The sequence below is a fragment of the Psychrobacter sp. HII-4 genome (genome assembly GCF_904846595.1).
Classification (GTDB): domain Bacteria; phylum Pseudomonadota; class Gammaproteobacteria; order Pseudomonadales; family Moraxellaceae; genus Psychrobacter; species Psychrobacter celer.
Window position 1 is genome coordinate 1 of the sequence record NZ_CAJHBJ010000038.1, and the last position, 19,617, is coordinate 19,617.

Sequence of the window (19,617 nt, forward strand, 5' to 3'; positions counted from 1 at the left end):
TAATCAAGTTGTTCAAAATCGTGGCTCATAAATATCGTAACCGTCGTCAGCGCTATGATCTTAGAATGAAGCTGTTTGCTGGTATCATTAATTTCGAGCTAAACCTATGACTTTTGCAAGAGGTCTAAAGGTCGCTTGGTTTAAAGAGACGACATTATCTGACGTGAGCGACTGAGTATTGACCTTAATGCCGTTATTTTTCGTTATAATGGCTGTATAGAATTTATCGTATATAAACAGTTAAGGATGCATTTGTGAGTCAATATAATGCGCAATCGTTAGAAGTTTTAGAAGGGCTGGAGCCGGTACGCCGTCGTCCCGGGATGTACACCGATACCACCCGTCCCAACCATTTGGCCCAAGAAGTCATCGATAACTCCGTCGATGAAGCGCTGGCAGGGTATGCCAAGACCATCAAAGTACAGCTGCATAGCGACGGCTCGCTATGGGTCGAAGATGATGGCCGCGGTATGCCAACCGATATCCATCCTGAGTTTGGTCAGTCAGGTATTGAGCTGATTTTGACGCGTCTACATGCAGGCGGTAAATTTTCGACCTCCAATTATGAGGTGTCGGGCGGGTTGCACGGTGTCGGTATCTCTGTGGTCAATGCACTATCAACACGCGTTGAGGTGACGGTATGGCGCGATAGTACGCAGTTTGCGATGGCGTTTGAAAATGGCGCAGCGGTGACGCCGTTGACTAAGTCTGTCAGCTCCAATAAACGCAAACGCGGTACTCGGGTGCAGTTTTGGGCCGATGGCAGTTTTTTTGATACGCCGAAATTCAATGTCAAACAGCTCAAACATAACCTAAAAGCCAAGGCGGTATTGGCCGCTGGTCTGACGATTGAATTTGTCGATGATATCAATGACGAAAAAGTCGTTTGGCAGTTTACCGACGGGGTGGTTGAGTACCTCAGTGAGCAGCTAGATGGACTTGAGACCCTGCCACCTGAGCCATTTTATTATAATCATGAGGCAAAAGACGGCGAGCGCGCGGGTATTACCTTTGCTTTATCGTGGCTGCCTGAGGGTGGTACGCCGATTCAAGAAAGCTATGTCAATTTGATTCCAACCGCGCAAGGCGGCACGCATGTCAATGGCCTACGTACTGGTATTTTAGAGGCGCTGCGCGAGTTTTGCGATATCCACAATCTATTGCCTCGCAATGTGAAGCTGACGGCAGAAGATGTGTGGGATGGGGTCAACTATATCCTATCGCTCAAGTTTTCTGAGCCGCAGTTTTCTGGTCAAACCAAAGAGCGTCTCTCGAGCCGTGAAGCTGCCGGTGCGGTGCAGACCCTCGCAAAAGATGCCTTTAGCCTATGGCTCAATCAGCATGCCGATATGGGCACTCAAATCGCCGAGCTGGCTATTAATAAAGCTGGTCGACGGCTCAAGTCTGCCAAAAAGGTCGCCCGTAAAAAAATCTCCCAAGGGCCTGCGCTACCAGGTAAGCTTGCCGATTGTCGCGGCGATCTGCGTGATGAGGCTGAGCTGTTTTTGGTTGAAGGCGACTCTGCGGGCGGCAGTGCCAAGCAAGCACGCGATCGACATTATCAAGCGATATTGCCGCTGCGTGGTAAGATTTTGAACACGTGGGAAGTGTCATCCGATACCGTGCTGTCGAGCCAAGAGATTCATGATATCGCCATCGCTATCGGTGTTGACCCTGCTTCAGATGATCTCTCTGAGCTGCGTTATGACAAGATATGTATCCTCGCCGATGCCGACTCTGATGGCCTACATATTGCTACCCTCATTTGTGCGTTGTTCGTCAAACACTTCCCAGCACTGGTAGATGCCGGGCATTTATTTGTGGCGATGCCGCCGCTGTATCGAGTTGACATTGGTAAAGAGGTGCATTACGCGCTAGATGAAGGCGAGCTTGAGCATATTTTAGCAGGCGTACCGGGGAATAAAAAAGCGCAAATCACTCGCTTTAAGGGACTCGGTGAGATGAGCGCTGAGCAGTTACGTGAGACCACCATGAACCGCGATACGCGGCGTCTGGTGCAGCTGGACATGGATGACATGATACTGACCAATGGCGTGATGGATATGCTACTGGCCAAAAAACGCGCCGCCGATCGCAAGTCGTGGTTAGAGAATAAAGGTAATTTAGCAGACATACCGTGATGTATGTCATCGATCGCTCGCCCATGCGCCAGTGTCTGCCGAGCGCCTATGCAATAAAAGTATAAAAGATAATCTCGCCCGATAAGCTTAATGTTATGATATGGCTATCTTTAACTATATGGTGCCGTCATGACATCAACGTTATTTAATCGTGCTAAATCGGGCCGCTCTGAGTCTGCACGAGTCAAAGCATTACCAAAACTTAGCAAAAAACATCTGGGTGATTTGGTACCAAGACGGGGCAATAAGTTTGCGCCTGTCCTTGCTTCTGCCTTACTCAAAGCAGCTGGCTGGCGTACAGTCGGCGAGGTGCCCAATATCCCACAAGCGGTGGTATTGGCACTGCCTCATACTTCAAATGTCGATGGTATTTATGCCATTCCAAGCCTATTTGCGCTGGATCTTAAGATCAGTATTTTGGGCAAACATACTTTGTTTAAAGCACCTGTCTTTGCCCAATTGTTAAATTGGATAGGCGTGATTCCGATCGATCGGGGCAACAAAGGCTCGGTACTACAAGCGAGTATCGATAAGTTTAAAACCGGTCAGCCGCTGTTTTTGGGTTTGGCACCAGAGGGCACGCGCCAGTACACCAAAGGCTGGAAGTCGGGATTTTATTACTTGGCAATGGGTGCGGGCGTGCCTATATTGCCAGTGGCGATGGATTATAAAACCAAAGAGATACGTTTTATGTCGCCCATTTATCCGAGTGGCGATATAGACGCTGATTTGCCAAAAATTTATGCGCAGTATAAAGGGGTGGTGCCCAGACATCCTGAGCGCTTGTCGCAGCCTCTGCAAGACATCAATCGCGCGACAGATTAAGCGCTATGGGTTCTGATACGCCGCACAGGCTTTAAGGTTTTATATATAACCAGCCCCTGATATCTGATGATATCAAGGGCTGTTTTTTATGAGAAAGACAAGAAGCGCTGGCTATTAGCGAGCGAGGTAACAGTAATTATGAGGTTTGATTGATGGCTAGATCAAAACTGCGGCTGGCCGTTTGAGGCACTGACGCCGCCATCGACGGGTAAGTTGACCCCCGTGATCATCGCCGCGTCGTGACTGGCCAAAAAAGTAATGGCGGCGGCAATATCGTTTGGTGTCGCTAAGCGGCCGAGTGGACAGCGCGCCAAAAACTTATCGGTTTTATTGTCGTTGTTTTGAATGGCGCTGCTCATGTCAGTTTTGGTAACGCTGGGATTGACCGCATTGACCCGCACGCCATCTGGCCCATGGTCTAAGGCTAGCGTGCGGGTGAGGTTGGTTACTCCGGCTTTGGCAGCGTTATAAGCGGCCATGTTCCAGTCGCCGCCGACCCCTGAGAGCGAGGAGACATTGACGATGTTGCCCTTGGTCGCAATCAGATGCGGCATGGCGGCTTGCGAGACATAAAACGTACCATTTAGATTGACATCGATGGCAGCTCGCCAGTCTTCGGCTGACAAGTCAGTGATTTTCCCTTGCATGGCTTTGCCAGCGTTATTGACCAAGATATCAATCTGTTCAAACTTATCGACGGCGCGTTTGATCATCTCTTGTACTTGGCTTTGTATGCTGATATCACAAGTGATGGTCAGATAGTTATCGGTATGAATCCACGTACGGTCTTGTGGAAACTCTTTTGCAGTCTCTTCTAAGGTTTCAGCGGTACGACCGACCAAGACGACATTGGCACCTTCTTGGGCAAAACGAATAGCAGTCGCCCGGCCAATACCTGAGCCTGCGCCTGTGACGATGACGGTTTTTTCTTTAAAGCGTTTCATGGTATTCAATCCTTGTTATTATATGACAATCATGGGCGATGTGAGCCGAGTATCCTTGAGGTGTCAGATGTGACAGATGCTGAGAGGGTAAAAGACCATCAGCTGTATCGAGTCGCGTCTGGCTCATCTCGTCAAATCCCTAAACTATATAAAGATGCGCATAAGCGCTGCTGTGCTGATATCATCATAACAACTCATTGCGGTGAAAGCGACTGTGTCTCATGACGTTTATGTCGTTTAATTTTTCATAATATTTAGGCTGTGTTGAACACGCCCTAATCATAAAAGGTTGAAACGGTGGCTGATTTGACTGACCTAACTGAGGATTTGGCTTGCTACTTGCAGGGCGCAGCGGCAGGCGTAAGCGTTGGCGATATGCAAGCAGTGACGCGTCAATATAACGCCTACTATGACGCGCGGCAATCCTGTTATCAGCTGCCGCTTGGGCGGTTGCAACGGCTGGATCTGACACTGTATCTACCAAGGCATAGTAGCGGGAAGACTATTAAGTCGGCGCGAACGGCGACGCTAAAGGCGGTGCTGGCATGGTATAAGACTTCTTGCGTCGCGGATAGCAATGACAATCAACATAAGCATGATCGAAGCGATAACGGTCAAAGCGATGACCAAAGCGATATTCAAAATCATGACAAGAAAAGCCGCCGCGATGTATTGGTCTTTGATATCGTCTTTTTTGATGAGACAGAGATGAGCGCTGATATACCGACACTCTCACCGAAACAGCGCTTAGCAAATCGCCTGACGCATCATTTTGATACTGCTTATTTTATGGAAGATTTGGTCATCGATATGAGTGGTGAGCCGCGGCCGCTACAAATCTTCAGTCACGCTGACTGGCAGAAGCTGTCATCAACGCTACAGACGCCTTGTGAGCTATGGCGGTTTTTGCACTATCATTTACAGCAGCTTCAGCAGTCCCTTAGCGATCAGCACGCACATTTTGAGAGGGTGGCAGATTTGGTCACTCAGTTTTTGTACAGCCCGTCTGTATTTACTCATGCCATCACCATTGATAATGCTCTTATAAAAGCGGGCGTGCAAGATGCGCCCAATGCGGCGTTGATCGCCATGACACTGGCGCACAAAAATCAAAGTGCGACAGCGCAGATGTATCAGCAGCACATGGCACAAGCTGCCACACTATGGTCACAGCTAAGCGGCCAGATGATAGCGATGTGCCGTGATGAGCGACTGAAAAATAGTGCCCAAATGTCTTCAGAGGTTGATTTTTTATATTGGCAGCAGCAGCTACTCGACGAGTCATTGTTTTCACGTCATGAGCTGGTACGCACTTTATACCGACATCCAAAGCAACCAGACAGCCTAAAAAGCGCCGGTTACGTGGTACATCAGCACTCGTATGAGAGTCTGGGTCGGCATTATGTGCTGATATTTTATGGCCAAAATCAGGAGGGGCAGCATAGCAAACAAGCCATTCAGCCAAACTTGGCAAAAATTGCTCAAGATGTGGCCACGCGCTTACCGATAGCAGCGCTGCATCATGTCATTATCTTGGGGGTGGAATTTATCAATGAAGGGCAAGAAACCTTTATCGATATTGATTTGTGGATCCAACCCGTTGCGACCATGACCCAGCGTGAGCGCCAACTCACCAAGCAGATACAACAGCTACAACAGCAAAAAATGCCAGTGGCAGGCACTTCTGCGGATAACGACCGTCTAGTAGAAGCCCTGCCGCAAGTTCGCTTGAACCTCACTATTCCTGCTCGTAAAAGTAATAAATAGCACTATTGATAGCGATTGGTAGGTATAAAACACACATTTATGCCCACAAAAAAAGACAGCCTAAGCTGTCTTTTTTGGTTTGAGCGAGTATAAAACTGATGAATTTATCTCAAGAACACATATTTCGAGAGCAAATTATTTATTATTGATATCGTCGTTTAGACCGCTACCTGGTAGCAAGTTGTTATTGTCGATATCTGCATCAGTGATACTACCATCGGTAACATCGTTATCGATATCAGCGGTATCGATAGCATCGGTATCGACGCGAGTGGTATCGACGACATCAGTGTGAGTATCAGTGCTCTTTGTTGCCGCTGATGGGGTGTTTTCGCGGACAGAGTCAGCAAACTTCTCACGAGTTGATGCGCTCGGCTGTAGCGTAGACTTGGCTTTGGCTTCCTCTTGCTCCTTGTCCATTTTGTCCTGCATCTTACGTAAGAAGCGAGCAGCTGCTTCTTGACCACCAAGACCGAACGAGAGAGCAAAGGCCACGGCAACTGCGCCTAGTGTCAGACCAAAGGCTAGGTTGACGATAGAGTCAGCAATGCCCATCGCTTTTAGACCCATAGCAAGTACGAGACCCATGATTAAGACGCGCACGATGTTTGCTAAGAACTGTGAGCCTTGCTCAGAGCGCTCCACCACACCAGCGATGATGTTGGCAAGCCAAAAGCCGATGAACAGAATAATCGCGCCCAAGATAATATTGGCACCAAAGGCGATAAACATCGCGATGATGGCTGAGATTGGCTCAAAGCCTAATAAATCCGCGGCAGCGATAGCGGCAAACAGCATGGCAAAAAAGACAATGGCATAGCCGACAAGATCAGAGATTTTCTTATCACCCATGGTTTCTTGTAGGCCAACCTTAGCAGGTATCTGATTGATCTCTGTGTTTTCAATCAAACCTTTGATGATATTGGCAACCATACGCACCACATAAAACGTCACCACTAAGATAGCTGCTGCCATAAAGATGTTTGGCAACGCTTCCATGATTTTGTTTAACATATTGGTCGCTGGGCGCGCAATTACTTCGACTTTTAAAGCGTTTAAGGCCGCGATAATCGTCGGGATAATCACCACTAAAAACGCCAAAGACCCTGCAATATTCGGCAGGCTGTTTTTTTCGCTTAAGCCAGCTTTTGAGGCCAGCTCTTGTATATTAAAGGTAGATACAAGATTGGTGACGATACCGCGCACCACTTTTGCAATGATGTAGCCAACGACAAACACCACGCCAGCAATGATGATGTTAGGGATAAAGCTAAAGATTTTATCAACCATGTTGGTCAATGGCGCAAACAAACCATCAAGCTCTAATTGACCGAGTACCATGGTCAATACCACCAATAAGATGAACCAATAAACCATATCGGCTATCGTGCTGCTCATGGGTTTTACGCCTGCTTGTGCGCTTAGGCGCTCATCCATCGAGGTTTTAGCAAGGGCGGCATTGATAGCGGTACGTGCCACAGTGGCGATGACCCAACCGATCACCCCAACAGCGATAGCGCCGATCAGATTAGGGATAAAGGCCAGCACTTGATTGACCATATTGGCAAACGGCGTCGAAATGGAGTTCAGATTCAATTGGTTCAACGCTCCAGAAATGGCGATGATAAAGATAAACCAAAATACGATTTTAGAGATGATGCCTTCTAAATCGTAGGTTTTGCCGGTTGAAGAATTTATGCGTTGGTTGAGATTCACCTTAGACAATACATTGCGAACCAAAGCCGCGATACCCAGTGCGACAAGCCAACCAATAATAAATATCAAAATAGCCCCAATGATGGAACCAATAGGCCCACCCAGATAACCGTTAAAAGACGCATACATTGGATTCATCTTATCCTCCTTTAATCATCATATAAAAGCCGCCAAACGATAGGCTAGGTACTGCTATCAGCGAGCGAAACCAACATAGATGGTTATGATAAATAGTTTTTTTAAGTCAGTTATGCGGCGATATTATAATTTTTAAGTGTAAAAATTCATCGAAAAAACATCGGCTTATCTTGTACCAGCTGCTGTACTACCAATGTCGTATCATCCATGCTAAAGAGTTACACTCGGTTACTTATCACCTCAACTCATTCAGCTTAGCTGATGTATTAGGGGATTTAAAGATAGAAAGCTTAACGTGTTACTGTATTTGTGTGATAACTTGTTATCGTGACAGGAAAATATTAACACAGACTGTACATTCGCCCGATAATTTTTTGCCAAACATGGCTCCTAAAACCAAGATTTGCTATCATAGGAACATGTGACATCTTGCCACTATTCTTACAATTTGAGAGTACTTTATGAAAAAAATCACTACCTTAAGCGTTGGTGCACTTGCTAGCGCTATGTTGTTAGTTACAGGCTGTAGCACCAATAACGGCAATCAAGAAACCGCGGCGCAAAGCATCTCGATCACTGAGCAAAGCTCGGCGAACGAAAAAGTAGGCTATAGCTTGGGTTATATGATGGCCGAAGGTAATAAAGAAGCGGTCGGTGATCTAAATCTTGATACTTTTGAGCAAGGCTTTCGCGATGGCTATGAAGGCAACGACTCAGCACTGACCCAAGAGCAGATGCAACAAGTCTTGATGGATTATCAAAAAGAGCAAGAAGAAAAGTTTGTTAAAGACATGGAAGCCAAAGCCACAGAAAACAAAGCGGCAGGCGAAGCCTTTTTAGCAGAAAACGCTAAGAAAGAAGGCGTAAAAGAAACCTCTTCTGGTCTGCAGTACAAGGTCATCAAAGCAGGTACAGGCAAATCACCAAAAGCCACTGACGTGGTCGAAGTCAATTACGAAGGTAAGCTGATCGACGGTACAGTATTTGATAGCTCATACGAGCGCGGCGAGCCAATTGAGTTCCCGCTCAATCAAGTCATCGCGGGCTGGACAGAAGGTCTGCAGCTGATGAAAGAGGGCGGCAAATACGAGTTTTATATCCCATCAGACATCGCGTATGGTGAAGCGGGTAACGCGGGTATCGAGCCAAACAGCACGCTTATCTTTACGGTTGAGCTATTAAACGTAAAATAATGCATTAGGAGCATTCATTGCTTTTAGTGTTATGTTTGACATCGATAGGCTGATACCTGTGCGAGATTGTCTCTAGCAGGTGTCATTTATAATGCATTACTTATAAAGTGCCATTTGTAAAGCGACATTGATAAAGTATAGTCAGCTCGCTATAAAAAACTGTCCTATCGCTTTTTAGTATTGATAAAAAAGCCCTCGTTTATAAATGAGGGCTTTTTTGGTTTGGCGCGGCAGTTGACTAAAGCCTGCCTAGATTAATTATAAGGTTTTTTGAAAGACCTTAGAGTTACGACCATTGTTGTACTTTTCGCGGCGCGCAGCGGGCAGAGCGCTGGCATCGACTTCGGCAAAACCGTGCTCGACAAACCAATGGGCGGTGCGAGTCGTCAAGACAAAGAGCTTGTGTAGGCCATGGCTGCGTGCTTGCTGCTCGATAAACGCCAGCAAATCATTGCCGCGGCTACCGTTACGGTATTCGGCATGGACGGCGACGCAAGCGACCTCTGCTGAGTCGTCATCGAGTGGGTATAAAGCGGCGCAGCCTAAAATCATGCCATCACGCTCGATGACGCTGTAGTTGTCGATTTCTTGCTCGAGGCGCTCACGCGAGCGAGCCACCAAGATGCCTTGCTCCTCAAGTGGCGTCAAAAGCTCGAGCAGGCCGACCACATCATCGATGTTGGCGTGGCGGATTTCTTCGTAAGGGTCGTGGCTGATTAGGGTGCCAGAGCCATCACGGGTGAACAGCTCTTCGAGGAGTGCGCCGTTTTTGGCGTATGAGATGATGTGCGTGCGATGGACACCTTGACGGCAAGCCACACTGGCGCAGTGTAAGAAATAATTGATCTCACAGTTTAGGTCACGGTCGCGTAAGAAGCGATCGACTTCGTTTGGAATCATCTCGCGTAGCAAGCGATCATTGTCATTGATGCCGGCTTCTTCTCCTAAGAAAATAAGCTTATCGGCACCCAAGCTCACTGCGGTGCTAAGAGACACGTCTTCGGCGAGCAAATTAAACACTTCGCCTGTCGCTGAGTAGCCCATCGAGCCCAATATCACGATATGGTCGTGGAGCAGATTGTTTTTGATGGCTTCGACGTCGATCGAGCGTACTTCGCCTGTCATTTGGTAGTCGACGCCATCACGGACGCCATAAGGCCGCGCTGTGACAAAGTTGCCAGAAATCGCATCGATACGAGAGCCGTACATGGGCGAGTTAGCCAAGCCCATCGATAGTTGCGCTTCGATCTGTAGGCGGATGGCACCGACCGCCTGTAAGATGGCAGGCATCGCTTCTCGCGGCGTGACACGAATATCTTGATGCAGGGGCGAGGTGATGGCAGCGTCTTTTAAGTTTTTTTCGATTTGTGGCCTAGATCCATGCACCAGCACCAGCTTGATACCTAAGCTATGGAGTAAGGCAAAGTCATGGATTAGAGTGCTAAAATTTGGATGGTTGACCGCTTCACCACCAAACATAATCACGAACGTTTTGCCGCGATGCGTATTGATGTAAGGGGCTGAGTTGCGAAACCAATGAACATATTCAGGATTGATCTGTGGCATGGCGCTAGTAGTCATAATAGGGGCAGTTGTGGTTAGAATAAAAAAGGCGCGGCAAACAAGCCGATCGCTAAAGAATTACCATAGCAAAAAACGCCGTTATGAGCTATCTTTTATTTCAGTGGTGTTTATCATTTTCAGAGCTGATGCACTATATACACAACCGCAACACGGGGCTTATGTACACCCATAGGGTTTTTGCTATGCTAAACGCTATTGCTTTACAGACCGCGAACGAAGATAATCAAGAAAAATAAATGCCGCCTTTGGCATGCAACTATAGTAGATTCAATTTAAAAATGTTATAGCGCTACTGATATAAATTTCCTTGCGTGCTGTATACACAGAGGCTGCGAAAAATTCATCCCAGTAGCGCTTTGGAGCTTATGACAGTTTTGTTTTGAACTGACTATATACTGCCCAATGCCGGAGAGCCACGCGCGCATCAATAGATGAGCGAGCGTCATACCGATAGTGAAGCGGTAGCGCGGCGTTTTATCGATATATCAACGAGGGATAATAAACACCATGAAAAAAACCAATCACTTTGCCAGTCCATTTAGCGCATGGAGCGGACATCGCTTATTTCACGTTGTTGCTGGTACGCTTATCGGCGCAATGGTCGTCACGCAAGCCTCTGCCATGTTGCCAACGCCAGAGCAGACGGTAGACGCTTCAGCTGCGGTACAAACGAGTACTAGCAACGCCGGTAACTCAAGCGCTCAAGCAGTCACTAGTAAAATCACCGCCTCTTTGGTCAGTGTCGATGCCAATGGCGAAGAAGTGCTGGTACCAGTCAATGCCAACACCCGCCTGCAGTCAGGCAACGTGCTGGAGTATCAAGGGTACTTTACCAATACCAACGCTGACCGCGTGCGTAAGATGACCGTGACCATGACCATACCTGAGCAGGTCGAGCTGTTGCGTACAGTAGCACCTGATTTTCCATACGGCAGCGTCGATGGTAACACCTTTGCTCGCATGCCGCTGCGTACTCGCGTAGACAATCAGCTGGTCGATGTCGATCTCAAGCATTACAAAGCCGTACGCTGGGATTTGCAGGGCGTCGGTCTCAATGACACCGTGGCAGTAAAATACCGCGCACGCGTCAAGTAGCCTCGTAGCCGGCGATGATGATATGACTGCTCGTTAAGTCATGGCATCACATTATTTATATAGTCATTTTTATAGTGTATTAACTATAGATAAATGAAAAAAAAGCACTGCAATGTATCAATTGTGGTGCTTTTATCGTATTAGGCACCTTTGCAGCACGTGCGCACGACACGCCCTAGTCCGTTCAAAATAAAGTGGTTATCTGTTTAAGCACGCGACTGAATCGAAGGCACGCAGTACGCAAGTAAAGTTTATACCAGTAGCGCTATGTCATTGTTAGAGGGGATCGACTGCTAGATACCGTGTTATCAAATCGCTTGGCATAATCGATAGTGTTGTCAGTTATAATAAAATCAGCCAGTGATTTATAGTGTGATGATAATACTTGCTTTTGTCGATGGAAATAAAAAATTGTTAGGATCTTCGATGACCACATCCGCCAATCAGTCCCTCAGTCATTTTACCGCACCTGCACGGCCAGCAGGCGAAGTCTCGCCATTAGATATGCCAGTGACAGCGCTGGCGGGTGTTGGGACAAAGGTCGCTGCGCAGTTGGCGCAGTTGAATATCAAGCGGATATTTGATCTGCTGCTCCACCTGCCGCGTGATTATGAAGATCGTAGCCGCTTGGTGGCCATCGCTGATGTGGAGCACGGGCAAGCAGCGTTGATTACGGGACGTGTGGTGCATGTCGATACCAAACGAAATGGCATGACCGTCATTGTCGATGACGAGACGGGCACGATTTCTCTGCGATTTTTTAAGGTCTATCGTGGTCTTGCTCAGACCATGAATGTAGGTACGCGGCTGCAACTGTTTGGTGAAGTCAAAGTCAGCCGCTATGGCAAGCAGATGCACCATCCTGAATATCAGGTGCTAACTGATAGTACTGCCATCACCAATACCGGCCTGCAACCCATTTATCCTACTGTCAAAGGCATGCATCAAAACAAATTGCGCACCTTGATTAAGCTGGCACTCCAGACGGTGCGCAGCCAAGGTCTGCCGATGACGCTATTTACGCCAGCGGATTTTGCGGTGGTGGCAGATTTGCCGTTGGTGCCTTTTGTGCCAAAACCAGCAGTGACCGCAGATCTGGACTATCCAGACGATATATTTTCAACGCTTGCGCGGCGTGTGCCAGATCATACTCTAGCTCATGGTGCCGATGAGTCCAGCAGCGCTGCTAGTACGGCCAATAATAATGTTTATAACTTGACGATATTTGAAGCATTGGTCCTGCTGCATACCCCGCCCACTTATACCGATGCCAGACAGCAATATCAGCTGCTGACTCAGCTCAGCGCTCGTAGCCACGCGGCGTGTCAGCGCCTTATCATTGAGGAGCTGACCGCCCATCAGTTAAGCTTGCTATATCGTCGCCAGCAGTTGCATCAGTACAAAGCGCCTAAATGTGCTGCTCACAGCCCTTTGGCTGACAAGCTGTTTGCCGCGTTGCCGTTTGATTTGACCGGTGCGCAGCGGCGCGTGCTCACAGACATTACCACAGATATGGCAACGTCGATTCCCATGCTCAGACTGGTGCAGGGCGATGTGGGCGCTGGCAAGACATTGGTTGCTGCAGGCGCGGCGGGCTATGCGCTCGATAGTGGCTGGCAGGTGGCAGTCATGGCACCGACCGAGATTTTAGCAGAGCAGCATCTGTTAAATTTTAAACAGTGGTTTGAGCCATTAGGCATCGGTGTGGGCTGGCTGGCGGGCAAGCAAACCGCCAAGCAGCGCCGCGAAGCGCTAGAGGCAGTAAGTGAAAACACCGTGCAAGTGGTGGTCGGTACTCATGCGCTGTTTCAGGAGCAAGTGCAATTTGCCAAATTGGGCTTGGTCATTATCGATGAGCAGCATCGTTTCGGCGTCGAGCAGCGCATGGCGCTCACTAATAAAGGCGTGGAAGGCAGTACGCCGCATCAGCTGATCATGACCGCGACTCCTATTCCGCGTACGCTGGCTATGAGTGTCTATGGTGATATGGATACCTCTATTATTGATGAGCTGCCACCCGGGCGTACGCCCATAACCACCGTGACGATTGACCGTAATCGCCGTGATGAAGTGATTGAGCGTATTGCAGTGAACTGTGCTGCAGGGAGGCAGGCGTATTGGGTATGCTCGTTGGTAGAGGAGTCGAGCGTGCTTGATGCGCAAGCGGCAGAAGCGACGTTTGAGGATTTAAATGCACGCTTAGATATTCGTATCGGGCTGGTGCATGGCAAAATGAAACCTGCTGATAAGCAAGCCATCATGCAGGAGTTTAAAGCAGGCAATCTTGATTTATTGATTGCCACCACTGTCATCGAAGTCGGCGTCGATGTGCCCAACGCCTCGCTGATGGTCATCGAAAATGCCGAACGTCTGGGGCTATCGCAGCTGCATCAGTTGCGCGGCCGCGTTGGACGTGGCTCAACCAAGAGTTTCTGCGTCCTACTGTATCAAAAGCCTTTATCAGAGACGGGCACTGAGCGGCTAAATGTGCTGCGAGATAGCACCGATGGTTTTGTCATTGCCCAAAAAGACTTGGAGCTGCGCGGACCAGGCGAGCTGCTGGGCAAACGACAAACAGGCAATGTCGGCTATTATTTGGCTGATTTGATTCGCGATGAGCAGTTATTTGCTATTGCGCAGCGCTTGGCCAAGCATCTGATTGCAGATCCTGCGCGCAAAGCAGATGTCAGTCAGCTGATACATCGCTGGATGCCGGAAGCCAGCCGTTATACCAATGCTTGAGCTGCTTGAGTCGCCTGAAGCGTTTTAAACTGAGGACTTTACAGCTGAAAGCTTTAAAACAGCGGGTAATAAGAGAATAACAAAATTATATTATTCTTAATGGTTTTATAAATTACTATACTAAAAAACAGTAGGTTATGAGTAAATAGCGCAATCATCATTGCTCGCCCTGTTTTATCTTATGATGGCTTGTATTGATAGAGACTACCCATGAATGATTCTGACAAGACGCACCCAAAACCCGTAAACGAGACAGAGCTACCGCCGTACCGTCAACCCAGTACGCCCGCAACCGTTTCAGCAAAACCGCCTTTATGGCTGTGGCCGGTACTGGTGGTGGTACTGGTATTAGGTGTCTTGTTGGGGAGATATTGGGGCGCTGATAAAACGGCGGCGACGGATACTCCCACTACGCCTAACGCGTCAAGCAATAAGGTAGGGGATAAGGCGGCCAGTGACGCGCAGGCGGTGCTATCGGTTGAGACAGTAACGCCCAGCCAAGATACGATTGGCAATACCTTGAGCGCCGACGGTACGATTAGTGCCAAAGATACGGCCAATGTCAGTGCCAAAGTCAATGGCGTGGCTGTCGAGCGCGTCTTGGTGGAGGAGGGCAATCGCGTCAAAGCAGGCCAAGTGCTGGCGGTGTTTGATACCGATGCGATGGAGCAGCAGGTGTTGCAAGCCGAAGCCGACGTGGCCGAAGCCGAAGCCACCCTTGCCAATGCCAGTGCCGATGCTGCACGGGTCTTACCCTTGATAGACATCGATGCCATTAGTAGGCAAGAAGCCGATCGCTATCGCACCTCTGAGGTGCGTGCTAGAGCGTCTTTGCAGGCGGCAAAAGCGCGGCTCAACAGTCAGCGTTTGACCTTGGATAACGCTAAGGTCGTCGCGCCAGTCAGCGGCGTCATCAGTGACAAAATGGTGGAGGTCGGCATGGTCGCAGGCGGCGAACCACTATTTACCATCATAAAAGGCGGGGTATTAGAGTGGCGCGCAGATATCGATCCAAAGCTTGTTGGGGAAGTCAGTGTTGGCACGCCTGTGCGTGTCAGCCTACCAGATGGCGACTCCGTGATGGGGAAGGTCAGTCGCATCGCGCCGACAGCGGACAACAATCGCCAAATCACTATCTATGCTAGCCTAGCGGCCAACGCAAAAGTACGCGCTGGCATGTATCAAACGGGCGAGTTTTTATTGGGTAGCAGCAACACCCAAACCATTCCTAACAGTGCGGTGGTCAGCAATGATGGCTATGACTATGTGATGATGGTCACACAAATCCGCACCGACCACGCAGCGCAAAAAACGGGCCGTATCAAGCAGCAGCGTGTGAGTTTGGGTGAGCGTCTCGGCGATAGTGTGGCGGTCACAGAGCCATTGCCGAGCGACAGTCAAATCGTCAAGCAAGGCGGTAGTTTTTTAAACGATGGCGACTTGGTGCGCATCGTCGATGGTTTGAATCAATCCAATAATAACGCTGATACAGCTTCGCAGGCGCGCTCATGAGCCTAAATGTATCTGCTTATTCGATTAAAAATCCGTTGGTTGCTATTTTGCTGTTTGTACTGCTGACGTTGGGCGGTATTTATGGCTTTATGCAAATGAAGGTGCAGCAGTTCCCTGACATTGATTTGCCTGCCGTGGTGGTGACCGTCACCCTGCCTGGCGCGGCACCTACCCAGCTCGAAAACGACATTGCCAAAAAAGTCGAAAATAAGCTGACCAGTATCGAAGGTGTCAAGCATATTCGCACCACCTTGCAAACCGGCGCTGCCACCATGGTCACTGAGTTTGTCCTAGAAAAAGACATCCAAGAAGCGGTCGATGATGTGCGCTCAGCCGTCGGTGAGGTGCGAGGGGACCTGCCAGCCGCGGCCAATGATCCGATTATTACTAAGGTCTCAACCGCAGGGTTTCCGGTGGTGACTTATTCTGTCGCTGCAGAAAATATGAATGTGGCAGATCTGTCTTGGTTCGTTGATGATACGGTCACCAAGCGTTTATCTGATATCCCTGGTGTCAGTACCGTTAGCCGTATCGGTGGCCTGCAGCGTGAGATCACCGTAGCAGCGGACCCGATTGCGCTCAGTGGTTTAAAGTTTCCTATCTCTCAGCTATCGCAGCAAATCGCTGGGATTCAGCAGGACAGCTCAGGTGGTGAAGCCGAGGTCGGTAAAACCACGCAAACCATTCGCGTGCTTGGGGCGGTCGAGCGCGCAAGCGACTTAAACGACCTACAAGTGGCCGTGCCGACAGGTGGCACGCAAGCGCTTGGACGTATGGCGCAAATCACCGATGGTGCTGCTGACCCAAGTTCGATTGCTAAGCTCGATGGGCAGACGGTGGTGGCGTTTAACATCACCCGCTCGCGCGGTGCCAGTGAGGTCGAGGTCATGGAGCGCGTCGATGCCGAGCTTGCCAAACTGGCGGCCGATACGGGTAATATCAGTATCGAAAAAGTCTATGATCGAGCCACCCCTATCGCCGAGGATTATCAAGCATCACTGCGTATGCTGATAGAAGGCGGGTTATTGGCCGTCGTGGTGGTGTTTTTATTTTTGCGCAATATCCGTGCGACCATTGTCGCAGCTGTGGCGTTGCCATTGTCCGTTATTCCTACCTTTTTGGGCATGTATCTGTTTGGCTTTAGTCTCAATATTATTTCCTTATTGGCATTGTCATTGGTGATTGGGGTGTTGGTCGATGATGCCATCGTAGAGGTCGAAAACATCATTCGTCATCTGCGTATGGGCAAAACGCCTTATGAGGCGGCGATGGAAGCGGCTGATGAGATTGGTCTGGCAGTCGTTGCTACTACCTTTACCTTGATTGCTGTGTTTTTGCCGACGGCCTTTATGGGCGGTATTGTTGGGCAGTTCTTCCGTCAGTTTGGCTGGACAGCGGCTTTGTCGATATTTGCGTCCTTGATGGTAGCGCGACTGATCACGCCGATGATGGCAGCTTACGTACTGCGGCCAGAAAAAAATCGCGTGGAAAAACAAAGCGCGCTGATGGATTGGTATCTTAAGATTGTTTCATGGACCTTACGACAACGCTGGATCACCATCGGCGCAACTTTGGTGCTGTTTGTCGCTTCATTGATGCTGGTGAAGTTGCTACCGACCTCCTTTATTCCTGACAATGATATCGATCAGACGCGTGTTGAGATTGAGCTGACGCCAGATGTGGCGCTCGAAGATACCGAGCGCGTGGCAGCGATGGCCAGTGAGCGTATCTTGGCTATGCCCGAAGTGACCAATATCTTTACCTCAGTAGGGGAGGCGCAAGCTGCTATGGAGCCCAGCTCTGGCGGCAAAGCTGAAAATATCGCAGGGCTAGATATCGTCCTTGCGCCACGAGCAGAGCGTATCTCTAAGCAAGAGATTGAGCGTAAAATCAGTCATCTGCTCGCGGAGGTACCTGGCGCACGCTTTACCGTTGGTCTATCGAGCGGCGGCGAGACGGGCTATAACTTTTCTTTGACCAGTACCAATCCAGAGGTGCTAGAGCAGACCGCCCAGCAGATTATGACTGAAATCCGAGCGCTGCCCAGCGCCGGCGCAGTGACCAGTGACCGTAGCCTGCCGAGGCAAGAGCTTACGGTCATGCCTGACAGACTGGCGATGGCAGATAAAGGCGTCACCACGCAAGATATCGCCACCACGCTACGAGTGGCAACGGTCGGCGACTATGAGCAGCGCTTATCTAAGCTTAATCTCGATACACGGCAGATTCCTATTGTGGTGCGACTACCTGATGTCGCCAAACAAAACGTCAGCCAATTAGAAGGCCTATACGTGCCAAGCGCGCTGCCTGCAGGACAAGGGGTACGCGTGGGCGAGGTGGCCGATCTAAACTTTGGGACAGGCCCGGCCCAGATCAACCGGCTCGATCGTGAGCGCGCCATTAGTATTACTGTGCAGCCTTCTGATGGCGAGCTTGGCGACTTGGTGCAGGCGGTCAAGTCGGTACCAGCGATGCAGACGCTGCCGCCATCGATTACCATCATTGACCAAGGTCAGGCAGAAAACATGGCAGAGCTGTTTAGTGGTTTTGTCATTGCCATGTCGGTCGGTGTGGTCTGTATTTTGGGCGTGCTGATCTTATTATTCGGCCGTATATTGCAGCCCTTTACCATCCTGATGGCGTTGCCGCTTTCGATTGGCGGTGCGTTTGTCGGCTTGGTCATTACCAATAGTAGCCTGTCGATGCCATCGATGATTGGCTTTATTATGCTCATGGGTATCGCCACCAAAAACTCTATCTTATTGGTGGATTATGCCTTGATCGCTCAGCGCCGCGGCTTGGCTCGTTTTGATGCCATCATTGATGCTTGTCGCAAGCGTGCGCGCCCGATTATCATGACGACCATCGCCATGGGCGCAGGGATGCTGCCTTTGGTATTTGGGTGGGGCGATGCCGATCCGACGTTCCGTCGCCCGATGGCCGCAGCTGTGTTGGGCGGCCTTGTCACCTCGACACTACTGAGCTTGGTAGTGATTCCGGTGGTATATACATTGATGGATGATCTATCGGGATGGTTTGCCAAATGGTTGACGCCGAGTGGCAAGCCGCAGTCGAGCACTGATAAGCACACTTAAATAAGGGTTTTTTTGGAGTTGCTTGGCGTCGGTGCTACAGGCTTGGTTGCTGATGTTAAGACGAAACTGTTTGCATTAGTAGCGCCTTAATATCATGATGAACGCTGACCTTATCACCATAAAGAAATGATGGATCAACCAACTTGGTAAAGGAGTGCTGCCATGAATCAGATACGTTTTTCATTTGCAACTAGGATTAATAAGCTCAAACAAAGCTATAGAACTATGGTAGCTTTAACTTGTGCTTATCTGCTGTAGTTGAAACTATGAGTGTTCAACACGCCCTAATTAAAATATGAGTAAACGTATAGTTTTTTGCTACTTAGATGGTACTCATGGATAAAACACTATTTTACTGTCAAATGATATACGTGTAAATTTGATAATAAAATAGATGTTTACTGCTTTATAATCTAGCTAAGATAGCAGGGATATCTAAAATATTGAATTTAAAATGGTAATAAATTTCTTCTTTACGAAAAAAACATACATAGGTCGATAAAAGTGTTGAATTTGCGTAAGTTTTACTTTATTGTAGCGCTATAAATTTTACTGAAAGTGATGATGTTACGACGTCATATGTCTATTGTTACACTATAGAATTTTACGTTGACATGAATCATACGGTTTGGTAATCTGAGCGTCAAGCTCTTCGCTTCCTACGTGCTGTAGTCAATAGCGAAATACACTGTACTGTCTATACATAAGTAGTTCTTACATCTATATGAGGAAATAAAGACCCCACTCTCAACTTGAAATAAGCAAATCAAACTGAAGAGGCGGGTTACCAAGTTTTTTATTGAGTACAAAGCACAGATTATGCGACAGAATCTTACGAATCAATCGATGAGACAAATGCCATAAA

General features: G+C 48.7%; 11 protein-coding genes and 2 pseudogenes. 9 read left to right on the plus strand and 4 right to left on the minus strand.

The features are described from left to right. From JMX98_RS14100 to JMX98_RS12065, 3 genes and pseudogenes are all read left to right on the plus strand, one after another. Positions 1 to 110, plus strand: a pseudogene (locus tag JMX98_RS14100) (IS5/IS1182 family transposase); the annotation flags it as partial. 144 nt (positions 111 to 254) lie between these two features. Continuing rightward, positions 255 to 2,141, plus strand: coding sequence for a DNA topoisomerase IV subunit B (gene parE / locus JMX98_RS12060; protein WP_201586909.1), 1,887 nt, complete (start codon positions 255 to 257; stop codon positions 2,139 to 2,141). A gap of 129 nt (positions 2,142 to 2,270) precedes the next feature. Further along, complete coding sequence (locus JMX98_RS12065; RefSeq protein ID WP_201586911.1) at positions 2,271 to 2,966, plus strand: lysophospholipid acyltransferase family protein; 696 nt, start codon at positions 2,271 to 2,273, stop codon at positions 2,964 to 2,966. Positions 2,967 to 3,127: 161 nt separating this feature from the next. Here JMX98_RS12065 and JMX98_RS12070 read toward each other — a convergent pair whose 3' ends face one another. Then, a complete protein-coding gene (locus JMX98_RS12070) occupies positions 3,128 to 3,910 on the minus strand; it encodes an SDR family NAD(P)-dependent oxidoreductase (RefSeq protein ID WP_075102459.1) in 783 nt (260 codons plus the stop codon). Positions 3,911 to 4,207: 297 nt separating this feature from the next. Between JMX98_RS12070 and JMX98_RS12075 the strand changes: the two genes are divergently transcribed. Beyond that, positions 4,208 to 5,677: a hypothetical protein gene (locus JMX98_RS12075; protein WP_201586913.1), complete on the plus strand. Its 1,470-nt coding sequence runs from the start codon at positions 4,208 to 4,210 to the stop codon at positions 5,675 to 5,677. A 135-nt stretch (positions 5,678 to 5,812) separates the two neighbouring features. Here the strand turns inward: JMX98_RS12075 and JMX98_RS12080 are convergent, their stop codons facing one another. Continuing rightward, positions 5,813 to 7,531: a mechanosensitive ion channel gene (locus JMX98_RS12080; protein ID WP_201586915.1), complete on the minus strand. Its 1,719-nt coding sequence runs from the start codon at positions 7,529 to 7,531 to the stop codon at positions 5,813 to 5,815. A gap of 461 nt (positions 7,532 to 7,992) precedes the next feature. On the opposite strand from JMX98_RS12080, the gene JMX98_RS12085 reads away from it, so the two are divergent. Further along, entirely contained in the window at positions 7,993 to 8,724 is a 732-nt protein-coding gene (locus JMX98_RS12085) for an FKBP-type peptidyl-prolyl cis-trans isomerase (protein WP_201586917.1), read from the plus strand. 258 nt (positions 8,725 to 8,982) lie between these two features. Here the strand turns inward: JMX98_RS12085 and argA are convergent, their stop codons facing one another. Beyond that, positions 8,983 to 10,305 (minus strand): amino-acid N-acetyltransferase, encoded by a 1,323-nt coding sequence (gene argA / locus JMX98_RS12090; protein WP_201586919.1) that lies wholly within the window; start codon positions 10,303 to 10,305, stop codon positions 8,983 to 8,985. Between the two features lie 510 nt (positions 10,306 to 10,815). On the opposite strand from argA, the gene JMX98_RS12095 reads away from it, so the two are divergent. From JMX98_RS12095 to JMX98_RS12110, 4 genes are all read left to right on the plus strand, one after another. After that, positions 10,816 to 11,403: a hypothetical protein gene (locus tag JMX98_RS12095; protein ID WP_075102501.1), complete on the plus strand. Its 588-nt coding sequence runs from the start codon at positions 10,816 to 10,818 to the stop codon at positions 11,401 to 11,403. Between the two features lie 426 nt (positions 11,404 to 11,829). Beyond that, positions 11,830 to 14,145 (plus strand): ATP-dependent DNA helicase RecG, encoded by a 2,316-nt coding sequence (recG, locus tag JMX98_RS12100; protein WP_413786555.1) that lies wholly within the window; start codon positions 11,830 to 11,832, stop codon positions 14,143 to 14,145. Positions 14,146 to 14,355: 210 nt separating this feature from the next. Continuing rightward, positions 14,356 to 15,657 (plus strand): efflux RND transporter periplasmic adaptor subunit, encoded by a 1,302-nt coding sequence (locus tag JMX98_RS12105; protein WP_201586921.1) that lies wholly within the window; start codon positions 14,356 to 14,358, stop codon positions 15,655 to 15,657. Continuing rightward, the gene (locus JMX98_RS12110) at positions 15,654 to 18,752 is read left to right on the plus strand and encodes an efflux RND transporter permease subunit (protein ID WP_105244378.1); all 3,099 of its coding nucleotides are present in this window, start codon (positions 15,654 to 15,656) and stop codon (positions 18,750 to 18,752) included. Before JMX98_RS12105 ends, JMX98_RS12110 begins: the two co-directional genes overlap by 4 nt. A gap of 747 nt (positions 18,753 to 19,499) precedes the next feature. On the opposite strand, the pseudogene JMX98_RS12115 reads toward JMX98_RS12110, so the two are convergent. Further along, positions 19,500 to 19,617, minus strand: a pseudogene (locus JMX98_RS12115) (IS982 family transposase); the annotation flags it as partial.